This is a genomic window from Blastococcus sp. SYSU D00813 (genome assembly GCF_054050735.1).
In genome coordinates this window covers 45,308-61,194 of sequence record NZ_JBJGZX010000018.1, presented here as the reverse complement: position 1 = coordinate 61,194, position 15,887 = coordinate 45,308, and the positions used below count along the sequence as shown (strand labels likewise).

The following is a 15,887-nucleotide window of genomic DNA, read 5'->3' as shown; positions in this document are numbered from 1 at the left end:
GCCCCGCTCAGGCGTGGGTGGCGGGGGACACGGGAGTCCGGTACCACCGCGCCCGCGCCCGCCCACTAGCGTTTCCGTCATGCCCCGCCGCGCCAAGATCGTCTGCACCCTGGGTCCCGCCACCAGCACCATCGAGCAGGTCACCGCCCTCGTCGAGGCCGGGATGGACGTCGCCCGGCTGAACTTCAGCCACGGCTCGCACGCCGACCACGAGGCGGCGTACCGCGTCGTCCGTGAGGCGTCCGACCGGACCGGGCACGCCGTCGCCGTCCTCGCCGACCTCCAGGGCCCCAAGATCCGCCTCGGCACCTTCACCGAGGGCCGCGTGCAGTGGGTGACCGGCGCCCGGGTGTGCGTCACGGTGGACGACGTCGAGGGCACCGCCGAGCGCGTCTCGACCACCTACAAGGGCCTGGCCTCCGACGTCCGGGTGGGCGACCGCCTGCTCGTCGACGACGGCAAGCTCGCGCTGTCGGTCGTGGAGGTCGACGGCCCCGACGTGTGGTGCCTGGTCGTCGAGGGCGGCGAGGTGTCCAACAACAAGGGCCTGTCGCTGCCCAACGTCGCCGTCAGCGTGCCGGCGCTGTCGGACAAGGACGTCGAGGACCTGCGCTTCGCCCTGCACCTGTCGGTCGACTTCGTCGCGCTGTCGTTCGTCCGCTCGCCGGCCGACGTCGAGCTGGTGCGCGACATCATGCGCCAGGAGGACGTCTACGTCCCGGTCATCGCCAAGCTGGAGAAGCCCGAGGCGGTCGAGGACCTCGAGGCGATCGTCGAGGCCTTCGACGGGATCATGGTCGCCCGCGGGGACCTGGGCGTGGAGCTCCCGCTGGAGCAGGTGCCGCTGGTGCAGAAGCGGGCCGTCCAGGCCGCCCGCGAGCGCAACAAGCCGGTCATCGTGGCCACCCAGATGCTCGAGTCGATGATCACCAACTCGCGGCCGACGCGGGCCGAGGCCTCCGACGTCGCCAACGCCGTCCTGGACGGCGCCGACGCGGTGATGCTCTCCGGCGAGACCTCGGTGGGGAAGTTCCCGGTCGCCGCCGTCCGCACGATGGAGCGGATCATCGACGCCGTCGAGAGCGACCACGTGCGGGCGCCGGAGCTGGTGCGCGTCTCGCGCTCCCGGGCCGGCGCCATCGTGCGCGCCGCCCGCGACATCGGCGAGACGCTCGACGTCAAGGCGCTGGCGACCTTCACGCAGACCGGCGACACCGCGCGCCGGCTGGCCGCCCTGCACCCGCGCCAGCCCCTGCTGGCCTTCACCGTGGACGCCCGGGTGCGCAGCCAGCTGGCCCTGTCCTGGGGCGTGGAGACCTTCCTGGTGCCCACCGTGTCGCACACCGACGACATGGTCCGCCAGGTCGACTTCTCGCTGCTGTCGATCGGCCGGCTGCGCGAGGGCGACCGCGTGGTCGTCGTCGCGGGGAGCCCGCCCAACACCGTCGGCTCCACCAACCTGATCCGCGTGCACGAGGTGGGCACCGACTCGTGACGGCGGCGGGCGGGCGCGACGACGTCGCGGCGCTCCTGCAGGTCCTCGACCTGGAGGAGCGCGAGCCGGGGGTCTACGTCGGGCAGACGCCGAAGACGACGCGGCAGCGGGTCTTCGGCGGCCAGGTCGCCGGGCAGGCCCTCATGGCCGCCGAGCTGACGACGTCGGGGGAGCGGCCGGTGCACTCGCTGCACTCGTACTTCCTGCGGCCCGGCGACCCCAACGAGGAGATCCGCTACGTCGTCGAGCGGATCCGCGACGGCCGCTCGTTCTCCACCCGGCGGGTCCTGGCCCACCAGCGCCGGCGCGGGCAGGAGGTCGCGATCTTCGCCCTGACCGCGGACTTCCACCAGCCCGAGCCCGCGGCGGTGACGCACTCGCTGCCGATGCCGCAGGTGCCCCCGCCCGACGCGATCCCCACCGTCGCGGAGTACGCCCGCCGGCACGGTCGGGAGGACGACGAGCACCTGCAGCTGCTCGGGCAGGCCGTCGACCAGCGGTCGCTGGACGACCCGTTCGAGCGGGTGCCCAAGCTGCCGCCGCACACCCGCTCCTACGGCTGGTTCCGGGTGGCCGGGCGGCTGCCGGACGACCCGACCATCCACGCCGCCGCGCTGACCTTCGTCACCGACCTGACGCTGCTGGGTGCGGGGCTGGCCCGGGTCGGCGGCTGGTGGGAGCGCTACGAGGGCGCCAGCTTGGACCACGCGGTGTGGTTCCACGCCCCGATGCGCGCCGACGAGTGGTTCCTCTACGAGACCGACAGCCCGGCGGCCGCGGGCGCCCGCGCGCTGAACTTCGGCCAGATCTGGTCCGCCGACGGCACGCACGTGGCGTCCGTCGCGCAGGAGGGCCTCATCCGCGACGTCGGCGAGCGGTAGCGGAGGGGGTCCGGCGAGGACCCCCTCCGGTCACTCCTCGGCGGCCAGGACCGACTGGGCGGCGGCCTGGGTGGCCGTCTCGTCCTGGGCGGCGGGCACCTCGACCGGGACACCCTCCGCGGCCTCCGGCCCGGCCGTCGCCTGCGCCGCGGCCGCCCCGGCGGGCTCGGCCTCGGCTCGCTCGGTCTCGGCGCGCTCGGTCTCGGCTCGTTCCGCCGCGGTCCGCTCGGCCGCCGCCCGCTCCTCCGCCGCGACCCGGGCCCGCTCGGCGGCCACCTCGGCGAAGTCCCGGGCCAGCCAGTCGTGGTTCTCGCACAGCAGCTGCCACGCCCGCTCCACCGTGGCCCGCGTGGTGGCCGGCGCCCCGACGGCCACGCGCAGCACGACCTGCCCGCGCACGGTCGTGTGGGTCAGGAAGACCTCGCCGCTGTCGTTGAGCCGGTCGAGCAGCGTCATGCTCGCGACGTCGGCGTCGACGTCGCCGGCCCAGCGGGGACGCAGGCACACCAGCGACAGCGGGTGGGGGGTCGCGACCTCGAACCGCTCGTCGGCCTCGGCCCAGGCGGCCAGCTCCTGCGCCAGCGCGACGCTGGAGCGGATGTGGGCGCGCAGCCCCTCGGCGCCGTACCAGCGGAGCACGAACCAGAGCTTGAGGGCCCGGAAGCGGCGCCCGAGCTCGATCTGCCAGTCGCGGTAGTCGACGACCGCGCCGGCCTCGGTGGCCGCGTTGCGGAGGTACTCGGGGAGGATCGCCAGCGCGCCGGTGAGCGCCGCCCGGTCGGCGACCCAGAAGAGGGTCGCGTCGAAGCCGGTGAGCAGCCACTTGTGCGCGTCGGTGGTGTAGCTGTCGGCCCACTCCACGCCGTCCTGCAGCGGGCGCAGCTCGGGCACCAGCCCGCTGACACCGGCGTAGGCGGCGTCGACGTGCAGCCACACGCCGAAGCGCTGGCAGACCGGCCCGAGCTGGGCCAGGGGGTCGATGGCCGTGGTCGACGTCGTCCCCACGGTCGCGCAGACCAGCACCGGCTTCAGCCCGCGGGCGACGTCGCGCTCCAGGCGGGCCGCCAGCGCACCCGGGCGCATGGCCAGGTCGTCGTCCACCTCGACGATGCGGACGGCGTCGGTGCCGAGCCCGGCGATCCGCACGGCCTTCTCCATCGAGGAGTGCGTCTCGGCGGAGACGTAGACCGTGTACTCCTCCGGCACCACGCCGTGCCGGACCGTCGCGCCGCCGCTGGCCCGGTGCAGGGCGGCCAGCAGCGCCACCAGGTTCGCGCCGGAGCTGGAGTCCTGGACGACGCCGCCGCCGCTGCCGGTGGACCGGAACGACGCCGGCAGGCCGAGCAGCGCGGCGAACCAGTCGAGGACGTGCTGCTCGAGCTCGGTGGCGGCGGGGCTGGTCACCCACGACATGCCCTGGATGCCCAGCCCGGCCGAGACCAGGTCGCCCAGGACCGACGGGCCGGAGGTGTTGGCCGGGAAGTACCCGAGGAAGCCGGGGTGCTGCCAGTGGGTGAGCCCGGGGACGACGACCCGGTCGAGGTCGGCGAGGACGGCGGCGATCGGCTCGCCCTGCTCGGGCGGCGCGTCGGGGAGCGCGGCGCGGACGTCGCCGGGCGCGACGGGGGAGCGGACCGGCAGGCCCGGCAGCCGGGTCCAGTAGTCGGCGATCCAGTCCACGACCTCGTGGCCGTGCCGCCGGAACTCCTCGGGACTCATGTGCGGTGCGGGCTCGGTCACGCCCCCACCGTATTCGCGCCGCCGCCCCGTCCCCGCGCGGCGCTCGGTCGAGGACGGTTCCGCCGCAGTGGACCAGCCCGGCAGCCGGTGACGGGTCCCAGGCGGCCGGGGACGGCACGTGGCCGGAGTGGCCCCATCACGGGGCCCGGAGGGTCCCCGATGGGGACAGGGGCAGCGGCTCCACGGCCGTCGGGGACGGCCGTCGGCCGCGGTGTCGGCCGGAGGCCGACGAACGGCACGGTGCCCCCGGTGCGACTCGAACGCACACTGCGCGGGTTTTGAATCCGCTCCCTCTGCCGATTGGGGTACGGGGGCGTGCCGGACACCACACGTCCGGCGGCGGTGTCCGCAGCCTAACGGGCGGGCTCCTGGCACCAGGCATCGCTAGGCTCTGCGCCCGTGAGCAGCGAGCCGACCCGGGTACTCATCGCCGAGGACGAGGCACTGATCCGTCTCGACCTGAAGGAGATGCTGGAGGAGGAGGGCTACGTCGTCGTCGCCGAGGTCGGCGACGGCCAGCAGGCCGTCGACCGGGCGCGCGAGCTCACCCCGGACCTGGTGATCCTCGACATCCAGATGCCGGTGCTGGACGGCCTGGCGGCCGCCGAGCAGATCGCCTCGGACCGGGTGGCGCCGGTGATCGTGCTGACCGCCTTCAGCCAGCGGGAGCTGGTGGAGCGGGCCCGGGACGCCGGCGCGATGGCCTACCTGGTGAAGCCGTTCTCCAAGAACGACCTCGTGCCGGCCATCGAGGTGGCCCGCGCACGGTTCGCCGAGCTGGCCGCCCTCGACGGCGAGGTGCGCACGCTGGAGGACCGGCTGGAGGCGCGCAAGGTCGTGGAGAAGGCGAAGGGCGTCCTCATGAGCCGGCAGGGGATGGCCGAGGCCGACGCCTTCCGCTGGATCCAGCGGACCGCCATGAACGAGCGGACGTCGATGAGAGCGCTGGCCCAGCGGATCCTCGACGAGGCCGCGGCCGCGGAGGGCTCCCCGGCCTGATCCGCACGGGCCGCCCCGGCGGCCCGTGCGAGCGGTCCCACGCCTCGTCACTCGGGCGCAACACGGTAGATCACGACCTCATCACGGTCCCCGGACGGCGCTCCGACTCCCGGATCCCAGCGGTTACGTTGCCTCCACTCAGCGGCCCTGCGGGCGGCATCCGCCGTTCGCCGGGCCTCGAAGCACGCAACATCCTGGGAGTTCATCGATGCGGATTGGCAGGAGCGCCCGCGGCATCGCCGTGACGAGCGTCGCCCTCATCGCGCTGGCCGCCTGTGGCGGCGACGACGGCGGCGACGACAACGAGTCCGGCGGCGGTGGCGGCGAGGCCACCTCCGGCGGCGGCGGTGGCGGCGGCGGCGTCAACATCTACGGCTCCGACGGCAACATGGGCAGCGCCCTCGGTGACCAGTTCACCACCCCCGGCGACCTCGCCGGCATGCAGGGCACGACGCCGCTGACCGACCTCAGCGACGACTTCAAGGCCCGGCTGGACGCGATCGACCCGGACCTCGGCGGCACGTACAACTACGCCGGTGAGACCTACGACGCCTTCATCCTCGTCTCGCTGGCGGCGCAGGCCGCGGGCAGCAGCGAGGCGCGGGACTTCGCGCCCTACATCAACGGCCTGACCTTCGGCGGCGACAAGTGCGAGGACTTCGCCAGCTGCCTGGAGATCCTCAACGCCGGCGGGAACGTCGACTACGACGGCGCCTCCGGGCCGCTGAGCTTCACCGACGCCGGTGAGCCGGCGGTGGCCTCCTTCGGTCTCCTGACCTTCGGCGAGGACAACGCGATCGACGACTCGCTCACCGAGTTCCAGGTGGCCGGCGACGAGACGCAGCAGGCCTCCGACGAGGGCCCGGCCCCGGTGCCCGCGGGCGCCACCGGCGACCCGCTGATCATCGGCACCCTGCTGCCGCTGACCGGCTCGCTCGCCTTCCTCGGCCCGCCCGAGGTCGCCGGCGCCCAGCTGGCCCTGCAGGAGGTCAACGAGGCCGGCGGCGTCCTGGGCGCCCCGGTGCAGCTGATCGAGACCGACTCCGGTGACACCTCGACCGACACCGCGAACACCAGCGTCGACCGCCTGCTGGCGGCCAACGCCGACGCGATCATCGGTGCGGCGTCGTCCTCGGTGAGCCTCACGGTCATCGACAAGATCGTGAACGCCGGCGTCCTGCAGATCTCGCCGGCCAACACGTCGGACCAGTTCACCGACTACAACGACCAGGGGCTGTACTTCCGCACCGCGCCCCCGGACCAGCTGCAGGCCATCCCGCTGGCCGACCTGGTGCTGGCCGACGGCAACAGCCGGGTCGGGATCCTGAACCTCAACGACGCCTACGGCACGGGCCTGGCCGACAACGTGACGGCCAACCTGGTCGAGGGCGGCCTCTCCGAGGACGACATCCAGGCGATCACGTACGACCCGAACGCCTCGTCGTACGACTCCGAGGTCCAGCAGATGGTGGAGTTCGACCCGGACGCCATCATCGTGATCGGGTTCGACGAGTCGGCCCGCATCATCCAGGAGCTCAACGCGCAGGGCATCGGCCCCGCGGGCGAGTGACCCGGAGGGCGTCCCCGCCGGGAACGGCGGGGCACCCACCCCGGTAGGACGGCAGCGGCCCGGCACCGACCACGGTGCCGGGCCGCTGTGCGTCCCGGGACCGGTCCCCGGGCGCTCAGCGCTGCAGGCGCTGCCCCGACGGTGCCCAGTCGGCCGGCCGCCCGGTGTGGTTCGAGAACTCCACCGACCAGCGCCACCAGCTGCGGTCGCCGGCGTGCTCCCAGGCGGTGAGGACGCCGACCTCGCCGCCGGGCAGCAGCACGGGCAGGCCCAGGTGCTCCTCGCCGGGCCAGACCTCGGCGCGGGTGAGCCCGTCGCCCACGAGGGTCAGCAGCGTGACGGGGGAGTAGTCGCCGTCCCGGTCGACGTCCCCGAGCGCGACCACGGCGCCGTCGTCCGCCGTCACGCGCACCTCGAGCCGGCTCGGGGCGGCGTGGACCAGCACGCGGGAGAACCCGCCGGCGGTCAGCGCCCGGGCGAACTCCAGGCCGTTCATGCCGCCGTCGCGGCTGCGCAGATCCCAGGTCCAGTTCATCCCGGCCCCATACCCCGACGGCGCCGGCCCCCTCCCGTCGGGGAGGGACCGGCGCCGTCGGGGTGGGGCGGTGCCTCAGTGGGCCTTGGCCAGCGTCCCGAGGTAGAGCTCGATGACCTTCGGGTCGTTCATCAGCGACTGCCCGGTGTCGGTGTAGGCGTTGCGGCCCTGGTCGAGCACGTAGCCGCGGTCGCAGATCTGCAGGCACCGGCGGGCGTTCTGCTCGACCATGATGATCGAGACGCCGGTCGCGTTGATCCGCCGGCAGCGGATGAACACCTCGTCCTGGTACGCCGGCGACAGGCCCGCCGAGGGCTCGTCGAGCAGCAGCACCGACGGCGACATCATCAGCGCGCGGCCCATGGCGACCATCTGCCGCTCGCCGCCCGACAGCGCCCCGGCCTTGCCCTTGCGCCGCTCACCGAGCAGCGGGAACAGGTCCACGACGTAGTCGAAGCGCTCCTGGAAGGTCCGCGGCCGCAGGTAGACGCCCATCTGCATGTTCTCCTCGATCGTGAGCGAGGGGAACACGTTGTTGTTCTGCGGCACGTAGCCGACCCCGAGCGACACCAGCCGGTGCGCCGGCGCGGAGGTGATGTCCTCCCCGCGGAGGCTCACCGACCCCGAACGCACGGGGATCAGCCCGAAGAGCGTCTTCAGCAGCGTCGACTTCCCGGCCCCGTTCGGGCCGATGATGCCGACGAGCTCGCCCTCCTGCAGGTAGAAGTCCGCCCCGCGCAGGATGTTCACCCCGGGCACGTAGCCGGCGACCAGGTCGTCGGCCCGCACCAGCGCGCCCTCGGCGAGCCGCAGGTGCTCCTCGCGGGTCGCCGCCTTCTCGGCGGGGGAGAGCTCGGCGGTGCCCGCCGCGGCCTCCTGGGCCCGGGTGACGTCCTCGCCGGACTCGTCGACCTCGAACAGTGGCTCGCTCATCGCTGGGTCCCCTCGCGGTCGGTGCCGTCGGAGGTGAGGACCTCGCCGTCGGTGCCCTCCTCGCGGGCGATCGCCGCCTCGGCCTCGGCGAGCACCCGGTCCTCCTCCTCGACGGTCAGCGGCGCGTCGTGGTGGGCGCCCAGGTAGGCGTCCACGACGGCCTGGTTCTGGCTGATCGACTCGGGCGGACCCTCGGCGATGACGCGGCCGGCGGCCATGACGACCACCCAGTCGCTGATGTCGCGGACGACGTCCATGTCGTGCTCGACGAAGACCACGGTCATGCCCTGCTCGCGCAGGTCCTTGACGTGACCCAGCAGGCTCTGCGTCAGGGCGGGGTTCACCCCGGCCATCGGCTCGTCGAGCATGACGACCTTCGGGTCGCTCATGAGCGCGCGCGCCATCTCGAGCAGCTTGCGCTGACCGCCGGACAGGGTGCCGGCGAAGTCGTCCTTCTTGGCGTCCAGCTTGAAGCGGGCCAGCAGGTCGAGGGCCTTCTCCGTGTTCGCCTTCTCCTGCGCCCGCCAGGCGCCGGGCACCAGCGAGCGGAAGAAGCTCTGGCCGCGCTGGTCCTGGGCGCCGAGCAGCATGTTCTGCAGCACGGAGAGCCGGGACAGCGCCTTGGTGAGCTGGAAGGTCCGGACGACGCCCAGGCGCGCGACCTGGTGCGGCGACAGCTTGCCCAGCGAGCGGCCGTCGAAGGACCACGTGCCGGAGTTGGGCTGGTCGAAGCCGGTGAGCAGGTTGAACAGCGTCGTCTTTCCGGCGCCGTTGGGCCCGATCAGGCCGGTGATCCCGCCCCGCTGGATCTCGAGGTGGTCGACCGACACGGCGGTCAGGCCGCCGAACGTGCGGGTCACCCCGTCGACCACGACGGCCGGGTCGGGCTTGGCGACACCGACCTCCCAGGGCACGTCCCGCAGGGCGGCCTGGGCCAGCCGGGCCGGCGGGGCGCCGGTCGCGGACGACTGCGAGGCCGCGGTGGCCCCGTGCGGCTGGTCAGCGGGCATCGAGCATCACCTCTCGTCGGTCACCCAGGATGCCCTGGGGCCGGAAGATCATGAGGAGCATCAGGCCCAACCCGATGATGATGAACCGGATGTAGGCGATGTCGGTGGTCGACAGCAGGTCGCCCCACTCGAACAGGCCGAAGAACGAGTTCCCCTCCGAGACCAGCGCGGCGAGCGCGCTGTCGGAGAACGCGATGATGAACCACAGCAGCATCGCGCCGATGACCGGCCCGATCACCGTGGCCGCGCCGCCGAGGATCAGCGCGCCGTAGGCGAGGAACGTGTTCGCGTTCTGGTACTGGTCGGGGTTCTGCGACCCGGTCCCGACGGCGTAGATCATCCCGCCGAGGGCGCCGAAGATGCCGCCCAGCACCAGCGACTGCATCTTGAACGCGTAGACGTTCTTGCCCAGCGCCCGCGCGGCGTCCTCGTCCTCGCGGACGGCCCGCAGCACGCGGCCCCACGGGCTGCGCATGAGCGCCCAGACGAGCAGGCAGGCCAGCAGCACGATGGACCAGCCGATCGTGATGACCCACAGCTCGCTGCCGCGCCACCGGGTGCCGAGGATGTCGAAGCGGCCGCTGACCGACCACGGGCACAGCGTGAAGAAGCTGCTGTTGAAGTCGAACAGGCCCTCGGTGCTGCCGGTGATCTCGGTGGAGCCGACGGACCGGAACAGCAGTCGTAACGCCTCCGCCGTCGCGATGGTGACGATCGCGAGGTAGTCGGCGCGCAGCCGCAGCGTGGGCAGGCCCAGCAGCAGCGCGAGGATCACCGCCGCGCCGAGGCCGACGACGACGCCGACCCAGAACGGCAGGTCCCACTGGGACACGGAGATGGCGATGCCGTAGCCGCCGACCATCGCGAAGGCGATCTGGCCGAAGTTCAGCAGACCCGTGTACCCGAAGTGCAGGTTGAGGCCGATGGCCAGCAGGGCGAAGAACACGGCCTGGTAGGCGAACATCGCGCGGATGCCCAGCACCAGGGCGTCGAGGAGCTCTCCCATGGCGGTCAGCCGATCCGGGCGCGGCTGCCCAGGATGCCCTGGGGCCGGACGACGAGGATGAGGATCAAGAGCAGCAGCCCTCCGACGTACTTCATGTCGTCGCGGATGACGAGCGTGGACATCTGCACGAAGACGCCGACGATGACGCTGCCCACCAGGGCGCCGTACGCCGTCCCGAGGCCACCGAGGGTGACGCCGGCGAACATGAGCAGCAGGAGCCGGAAGCCCATGTCCCACTGGACCTGGTCCGACAGCCCGAGCAGCACGCCGCCCAGCGCGGCCAGCGCGCCGCCCATGACCCACACGACGAGGATCACGCGGTTCACGTCGATGCCGGACGAGGCGGCCAGGTCGCGGTTGTCGGCGACCGCGCGCATCGCCTTGCCGATCCGGCTGCGCTGCAGCATCACCGCGACGGCGAGGAGCACGACCAGCGAGATGATGATCGAGTACAGGTCGCGGTCGGTGAGGGCGAAGGCGCCGTAGTCCCGGGCCCGCTGCGACTGGTAGTCGATGTAGGGGTTGGAGCGCCCGCCGTAGACCGTCTGGATCAGGTAGCGCACCGCCAGGGACAGACCGATGGAGACGACCAGCGCCGCGACCAGGCCGGTCCCGCGCCGGCGCAGGGGGCGCCACAGCCCGAGCTCGTTGAGGGCACCGACCAGGCCGCCGATGACGACGGCGATCACCGCGGAGGCGACCAGCGGGATGTCGGCGTCCACGTTGAGGTAGAAGGCGACGATCGCGCCGATGGTGACCAGCTCGCCGTGCGCGAAGTTGGTCAGCCCCGTCGTCCCGAAGATGAGCGACAGGCCCACCGCGCTGATCGCGATCAGCAGGCCGAACCGCAGGCCGTCGACGAAGAGCTGGACGGCGAGGATGCGATCGCTGCCGCTGCCGCGCTGCCCGTCGGACAGGGCGAAGTTGACCGGTTCGCGGCCGTTGAGCTCGACGGTGACGGTGCGGGTGTCGCCGGCGCCGCCGACCGAGACACCCTCGGGGAGGGAGTCGGCGTCGAGGGTGACGACGTACTCACCCGGTCCGGGCACCGGGACGGAGAACCGCCCGCGCTCGTCGCTCTCGCCCTCGCCGACCTCCTGCCCGTCGGCGGTCTCGACCGTGATCGTCACCCCCTCGATGGGGCCGGTGGCGCCGGTGGTCAGCGTCCCGCGGACCTGCTCGCCCTCCGCCGAGGCGACGCCCGGCGTGAGCGCGGCGATCGCGAGCCCGAAGAAGGTGACCAGCAGCAGTCGCAAGACGACGTGCCGCCGGTGCGACGGTCGGTGGCCGGTCGTGCCGGCCCGCCCCGCGGAAGGGGACGGCGTCCGACGGGGGTCTTCCCGGCGGACGCGATCTGGCGCGTGCGTCACGCGTGCTCCCTGCGTGTGAGTGGAGCACGGAAGGTAACCCAGAGATGTTGCACAACATGTCCGTCCCCGGTCACCTGTGACCGTTCCGCGACCCGCCGGTGTCACTCCGTCGCGACGGGGCGACACGTCGGAGGCGTCCGGCGGGGCCCGGTGCTCAGGTCGCTGTGGCCATGCACGTCAGCCGGGCGGTGGCCGTCACGCGGCCGGTGTCGTCGGTGACCTCGACCGTGAACGTCGACAGCGTCCGGCCCCGGCGGACCGGCGTCGCCACCGCGGTGACGGTGCCGGCGGTCGCCGCCCGCAGGTAGCTGGCGTTGAGCTCGATGCCCACCACCCTGCGCTCGGGGCCGGCGTTCAGGGCCGCCGCCCAGGAGCCCACCGACTCCACCAGCGCGCAGGTCGCGCCACCGTGCAGCAGTCCGTAGGGCTGCTCGTTGCCCTCGACCGGCATCGTCGCGACGGTGCGGTCCGGGTCGAAGTCGGTGATGCGGATGCCGAGCTTGTCGTCGAGCGGGCTGCTCTGGCCGGCCGGGATCCAGTCGGGCGGGGCGGGGATCACGTCCCGGCACGCTAGCCGCGCGCCGCCGGCGCCCCGCGGCGACCCCGCCCGCTTCGCCGCTCGCGCTCCCGTGGCTGTCGGTGGGCGGACCTAGGATCGCGGGCGATGTCCGCACCGGTCACCACCCCCGCGCCCGCCGCCCCCTCGACCCCGAGCGGGCAGCGCCCGCGTCTGCTGCTGCTCGACGGGCACTCGCTGGCCTACCGCGCCTTCTTCGCGCTGCCGGTCGAGAACTTCTCCACGACCACCGGCCAGCCGACCAACGCCGTCTACGGCTTCACGTCGATGCTGATCAACGTGCTGCGCGACGAGGCGCCCACGCACCTCGCCGTGGCGTTCGACGTCGGCCGCAAGACCTTCCGCAGCGAGATCTACGCGGAATACAAGGCCAACCGGTCGGAGAGCCCCACGGACTTCCGCGGCCAGGTGAGCCTGATCCAGGAGGTGCTCGCCGCCCTGCACGTGCCGGTGATCACCGCCGAGGGCTTCGAGGCCGACGACGTCATCGCCACCCTCACCGTGCAGGCGGTCGACGCCGGCATGGACGTGCTGATCTGCACCGGCGACCGCGACGCGCTGCAGCTGGTCAACGAGCACGTGACGGTGCTCTACCCGCGCAAGGGCGTGTCCGACCTGACCCGGTTCACGCCGGAGGAGGTCGAGGCCAAGTACGGGCTGACCCCGGCGCAGTACCCGGACTTCGCGGCGCTGCGGGGCGACCCGAGCGACAACCTGCCGAGCATCCCGAGCGTCGGGGAGAAGACCGCGGCCAAGTGGGTCCGGGAGTACGGCTCCCTCGACCAGCTGGTCGACCGGGTCGACACGGTGAAGGGCAAGGTCGGCGAGAAGCTGCGCGAGCACCTGTCGTCGGTGCTGCAGAACCGGCGGCTCACCGAGCTCGACCGTGCGGTGCCGCTGGAGGTGGGGCCCGTCGACCTCGCCGTCCAGCCGTGGGACCGCAACGAGGTCCACACCCTGTTCGACAACCTGCAGTTCCGGGTGCTGCGCGACCGGCTGTTCGCCACGCTGTCCAGCGCCGAGCCGGAGGTCGAGGGCGGCTTCGAGGTCACCGCCGACGACGTGGCGCCCGGCGGGCTGGGCGCCTGGCTGGACGCGCACGCGCGCGGTCGCACCGGGCTGGTGTTCCGCGGCACCTGGGGCCGGGGCACCGGCGAGCTGACCGGGCTGGCCCTGGCCGCCGGCGACGACCACGCCACCTTCGTCGACCTCGGGCCCGACCTGGACCCCGCCGACGAGCAGGCGCTGGCCGCGTGGCTGGCCGACGCCGACCGGCCGAAGGTCGCCCACGCCGTGAAGGGCCCGCTGCTGGCGGTCTGGGCGCGGGGCTGGGAGCTGCGCGGGCTGGTCAGCGACACCGAGCTCGCCGCCTACCTCGCGACCCCCGGCCAGCGCTCCTTCGACCTGGCCGACCTGGCCGTGCGCTACCTGCGCCGCGAGCTCAAGGACGCCGCCGCGCAGGAGAGCCAGCTGACGCTGGACGGGATGGGCCCCAGCGAGGCCGACCTCGCGGCCGAGGCGGCGCACGCCGACGTCCTCAAGGCGGTGGCGGTCAACGACCTGTCCGACGCGCTGGAGTCCGTGCTCGGCCAGCGCGGCGGCGACTCGCTGCTCGGCGAGATCGAGCTGCCGCTGACCCGGGTGCTCGCCGCCATGGAGTACCGCGGCATCGCCGCTGACCTGGACTTCCTGCACGAGCTGCAGCGCGAGTTCGCCGAGGGCGTCGCGGCCGCGGCCGCCGAGTGCTACGCCGTCATCGGCCACGAGGTGAACCTCGGCTCGCCCAAGCAGCTGCAGACCGTGCTGTTCGACGAGCTGGCGCTGCCCAAGACCAAGAAGATCAAGTCCGGGTACACGACCGACGCCGAGGCCCTCACCTCGCTGCTGGCGCAGACGGGGCACCCGTTCCTCGAGCACCTGTTGCGTCACCGTGACGTGACGCGGCTGCGCACGGTGATCGACGGGCTCATCCCGATGGTCGACGACGGCGGTCGCATCCACACCACGTTCCAGCAGACGATCGCGGCGACCGGCCGGCTCAGCTCGACCGACCCGAACCTGCAGAACATCCCGATCCGCACCGCCGAGGGACGCCGCATCCGGCAGGCGTTCGTGGTGGGCGGCGGCTTCGAGTCGCTGATGACCGCCGACTACAGCCAGATCGAGATGCGGATCATGGCGCACCTGTCCGGCGACGAGGGCCTCATCGAGGCCTTCACGTCGGGGGAGGACCTGCACTCGTTCGTGGCGTCGAAGGCCTTCGACATCCCGATCGAGCAGGTCGACCCGGAGATGCGCCGCCGGATCAAGGCGATGAGCTACGGCCTGGCCTACGGGCTGTCGGCCTACGGGCTCGCGCAGCAGCTGCGGATCACCCCGGAGGAGGCGCGCGGGCAGATGCACGCCTACTTCGAGCGCTTCGGCGGCATCCGCGACTACCTCGACTCCGTGGTCGACGAGGCCCGGCGGACCGGCTACACGGTCACCACCCTCGGCCGCCGCCGGTACCTCCCCGACCTCACCAGCGACAACCGGCAGCGGCGGGAGATGGCCGAGCGGATGGCGCTCAACGCCCCGATCCAGGGCTCGGCGGCCGACGTCATCAAGGTCGCCATGCTGCGGGTCGAGGAGGCCATCGCCGCCGAGGGGCTGCGGTCGCGGATGCTGCTGCAGGTCCACGACGAGCTCGTGCTCGAGGTGGCGCCGGGGGAGCGGGACGCGCTGGAGACCCTGGTGCGCCGCGAGATGGCCGGCGCGGCGCAGCTGTCGGTGCCCCTGGAGGTCTCCGTCGGCTTCGGCGCCAGCTGGGACGCCGCCGCCCACTGAGGGAGGACCCCGATGCCCCCCACGCCTCGCATGCTCGGCGCGGGGCCCTGCATCGGGGCCACGACCACAGCTCTCGAGGTGTGGTCGAGGTCGAGGTTCACGGTCGGTGGGCGACCAGGATCAGCGTCCCGGGCACCAGCGCGCCGCGGGCGGGGGACCACTGCCCCCACTCCTGCGTGCGGCCCGGCGTCCACTCCGGCTCCACCAGGTCGTCGAGCACCAGCCCGGCGCCGACCACCGCCCGCACCCAGTCGCCGACCGTGCGGTGGTGCTCGACGTACGTGGCCCGCCCGTCGTCGTCGGTCTCCACGTAGGGCGTGCGGTCGAAGTAGGACGACGTCACGGTCAGGTCGGCGGGGTCGGGGGAGTCCGGCAGCGGCCAGCGCATGGGGTGGTTCACCGACGCGACGAACCGGCCGCCCGGGCGCAGCACCCGCGCGACCTCCCGCAGCGCGCCCTCGACGTCGGCGACGAAGGGCAGCCCGCCGAACGCCGAGCACACGACGTCCACGGCGGCGCCGGCCAGCGGCAGGGCGCTGACGTCGGCCTGCAGCAGCGGGACGGCCAGCCCGGTCGCCCGGTTCAGCCCGGCGGCGCGGGCCAGCATCCCGGCCGACAGGTCCAGCGCGACGACGTCCGCGCCCGCCCGGCGCAGCCAGCGCGCGCAGGGCGCCGAGCCGCAGCCCACCTCGAGCACCCGGCGTCCGGCGACGTCGCCCAGCAGGTGCGCGTCGCCCTCGCGGAGGCCCTCCGGGCACCACAGGAAGTCGACGTCGCCGAGGTCGTCGCCGTGCTCGGCGAGGTAGGCGGGCGCGGCCGCGTCCCACCAGCGGCGGTTGGCGCGGGCGGACTCGGCGTCGCCGGCGCGACGGCGGGCGACGCCGCCGGCAGCGGGGTAGCCGTCGGGGCCGAGGGGGAGGGAGGTCATCACCCGGGAGCGTGACA

The 15,887-nt window shown here is 73.2% G+C and carries 13 protein-coding genes and 1 tRNA gene; 5 read left to right on the top strand and 9 right to left on the bottom strand.

Going from position 1 to position 15,887, the window contains the following annotated elements:
- The first annotated feature begins 79 nt into the window (after positions 1 to 79).
- On the top strand, positions 80 to 1,495 hold the full coding sequence (gene pyk / locus ACI8AX_RS14035) for a pyruvate kinase (protein ID WP_456550443.1): 1,416 nt from the start codon (positions 80 to 82) through the stop codon (positions 1,493 to 1,495).
- Positions 1,492 to 2,376, top strand: coding sequence for an acyl-CoA thioesterase (locus tag ACI8AX_RS14030; protein ID WP_456550442.1), 885 nt, complete (start codon positions 1,492 to 1,494; stop codon positions 2,374 to 2,376). The genes pyk and ACI8AX_RS14030 overlap by 4 nt, the downstream gene beginning before the upstream one ends.
- Positions 2,377 to 2,406: 30 nt before the next feature.
- Here ACI8AX_RS14030 and ACI8AX_RS14025 read toward each other — a convergent pair whose 3' ends face one another.
- Both ACI8AX_RS14025 and ACI8AX_RS14020 read right to left on the bottom strand, forming a co-directional pair.
- The gene (locus ACI8AX_RS14025) at positions 2,407 to 4,116 is read right to left on the bottom strand and encodes a pyridoxal-dependent decarboxylase (protein ID WP_456550441.1); all 1,710 of its coding nucleotides are present in this window, start codon (positions 4,114 to 4,116) and stop codon (positions 2,407 to 2,409) included.
- A 241-nt stretch (positions 4,117 to 4,357) separates the two neighbouring features.
- Positions 4,358 to 4,431 (bottom strand) — tRNA-Leu (locus ACI8AX_RS14020).
- A gap of 84 nt (positions 4,432 to 4,515) precedes the next feature.
- Between ACI8AX_RS14020 and ACI8AX_RS14015 the strand changes: the two genes are divergently transcribed.
- Both ACI8AX_RS14015 and ACI8AX_RS14010 read left to right on the top strand, forming a co-directional pair.
- Entirely contained in the window at positions 4,516 to 5,115 is a 600-nt protein-coding gene (locus ACI8AX_RS14015; protein WP_456550440.1) for an ANTAR domain-containing response regulator, read from the top strand.
- 241 nt (positions 5,116 to 5,356) lie between these two features.
- Positions 5,357 to 6,685 (top strand): ABC transporter substrate-binding protein, encoded by a 1,329-nt coding sequence (locus tag ACI8AX_RS14010; protein WP_456550439.1) that lies wholly within the window; start codon positions 5,357 to 5,359, stop codon positions 6,683 to 6,685.
- A gap of 115 nt (positions 6,686 to 6,800) precedes the next feature.
- Here the strand turns inward: ACI8AX_RS14010 and ACI8AX_RS14005 are convergent, their stop codons facing one another.
- The 6 genes from ACI8AX_RS14005 to ACI8AX_RS13980 all read right to left on the bottom strand — a co-directional run bounded on the left by ACI8AX_RS14005 (position 6,801) and on the right by ACI8AX_RS13980 (position 12,098).
- The gene (locus ACI8AX_RS14005; RefSeq protein WP_456550438.1) at positions 6,801 to 7,220 is read right to left on the bottom strand and encodes a DUF7712 family protein; all 420 of its coding nucleotides are present in this window, start codon (positions 7,218 to 7,220) and stop codon (positions 6,801 to 6,803) included.
- Positions 7,221 to 7,295: 75 nt separating this feature from the next.
- Entirely contained in the window at positions 7,296 to 8,153 is an 858-nt protein-coding gene (locus ACI8AX_RS14000; protein ID WP_456550437.1) for an ABC transporter ATP-binding protein, read from the bottom strand.
- Positions 8,150 to 9,163 (bottom strand): ABC transporter ATP-binding protein, encoded by a 1,014-nt coding sequence (locus ACI8AX_RS13995; protein ID WP_456550436.1) that lies wholly within the window; start codon positions 9,161 to 9,163, stop codon positions 8,150 to 8,152. The genes ACI8AX_RS14000 and ACI8AX_RS13995 overlap by 4 nt, the downstream gene beginning before the upstream one ends.
- Positions 9,153 to 10,169 (bottom strand): branched-chain amino acid ABC transporter permease, encoded by a 1,017-nt coding sequence (locus ACI8AX_RS13990; RefSeq protein WP_456550435.1) that lies wholly within the window; start codon positions 10,167 to 10,169, stop codon positions 9,153 to 9,155. The genes ACI8AX_RS13995 and ACI8AX_RS13990 overlap by 11 nt, the downstream gene beginning before the upstream one ends.
- A gap of 5 nt (positions 10,170 to 10,174) precedes the next feature.
- Positions 10,175 to 11,425: a branched-chain amino acid ABC transporter permease gene (locus ACI8AX_RS13985; protein WP_456550434.1), complete on the bottom strand. Its 1,251-nt coding sequence runs from the start codon at positions 11,423 to 11,425 to the stop codon at positions 10,175 to 10,177.
- A gap of 268 nt (positions 11,426 to 11,693) precedes the next feature.
- Complete coding sequence (locus tag ACI8AX_RS13980) at positions 11,694 to 12,098, bottom strand: PaaI family thioesterase (RefSeq protein ID WP_456550433.1); 405 nt, start codon at positions 12,096 to 12,098, stop codon at positions 11,694 to 11,696.
- 105 nt (positions 12,099 to 12,203) lie between these two features.
- Here ACI8AX_RS13980 and polA point away from each other — a divergent pair, with 105 nt between their 5' ends.
- Complete coding sequence (polA, locus tag ACI8AX_RS13975; RefSeq protein ID WP_456550432.1) at positions 12,204 to 14,942, top strand: DNA polymerase I; 2,739 nt, start codon at positions 12,204 to 12,206, stop codon at positions 14,940 to 14,942.
- Positions 14,943 to 15,039: 97 nt separating this feature from the next.
- Here polA and ACI8AX_RS13970 read toward each other — a convergent pair whose 3' ends face one another.
- A complete protein-coding gene (locus tag ACI8AX_RS13970) occupies positions 15,040 to 15,870 on the bottom strand; it encodes a class I SAM-dependent methyltransferase (RefSeq protein ID WP_456550431.1) in 831 nt (276 codons plus the stop codon).
- Between the last annotated feature and the right edge of the window lie 17 nt (positions 15,871 to 15,887).

What these genes read in the sequence shown, in the direction of transcription:
- ACI8AX_RS13990 (WP_456550435.1), bottom strand. Translation starts at nt 10,169, where the DNA reads ATGGGAGAGCTCCTCGACGCCCTGGTGCTGGGCATCCGCGCGATGTTC.
- pyk (WP_456550443.1), top strand. Translation starts at nt 80, where the DNA reads ATGCCCCGCCGCGCCAAGATCGTCTGCACCCTGGGTCCCGCCACCAGC.
- ACI8AX_RS13970 (WP_456550431.1), bottom strand. Translation starts at nt 15,870, where the DNA reads ATGACCTCCCTCCCCCTCGGCCCCGACGGCTACCCCGCTGCCGGCGGC.
- ACI8AX_RS14000 (WP_456550437.1), bottom strand. Translation starts at nt 8,153, where the DNA reads ATGAGCGAGCCACTGTTCGAGGTCGACGAGTCCGGCGAGGACGTCACC.
- ACI8AX_RS14005 (WP_456550438.1), bottom strand. Translation starts at nt 7,220, where the DNA reads ATGAACTGGACCTGGGATCTGCGCAGCCGCGACGGCGGCATGAACGGC.
- polA (WP_456550432.1), top strand. Translation starts at nt 12,204, where the DNA reads ATGTCCGCACCGGTCACCACCCCCGCGCCCGCCGCCCCCTCGACCCCG.
- ACI8AX_RS13995 (WP_456550436.1), bottom strand. Translation starts at nt 9,163, where the DNA reads ATGCCCGCTGACCAGCCGCACGGGGCCACCGCGGCCTCGCAGTCGTCC.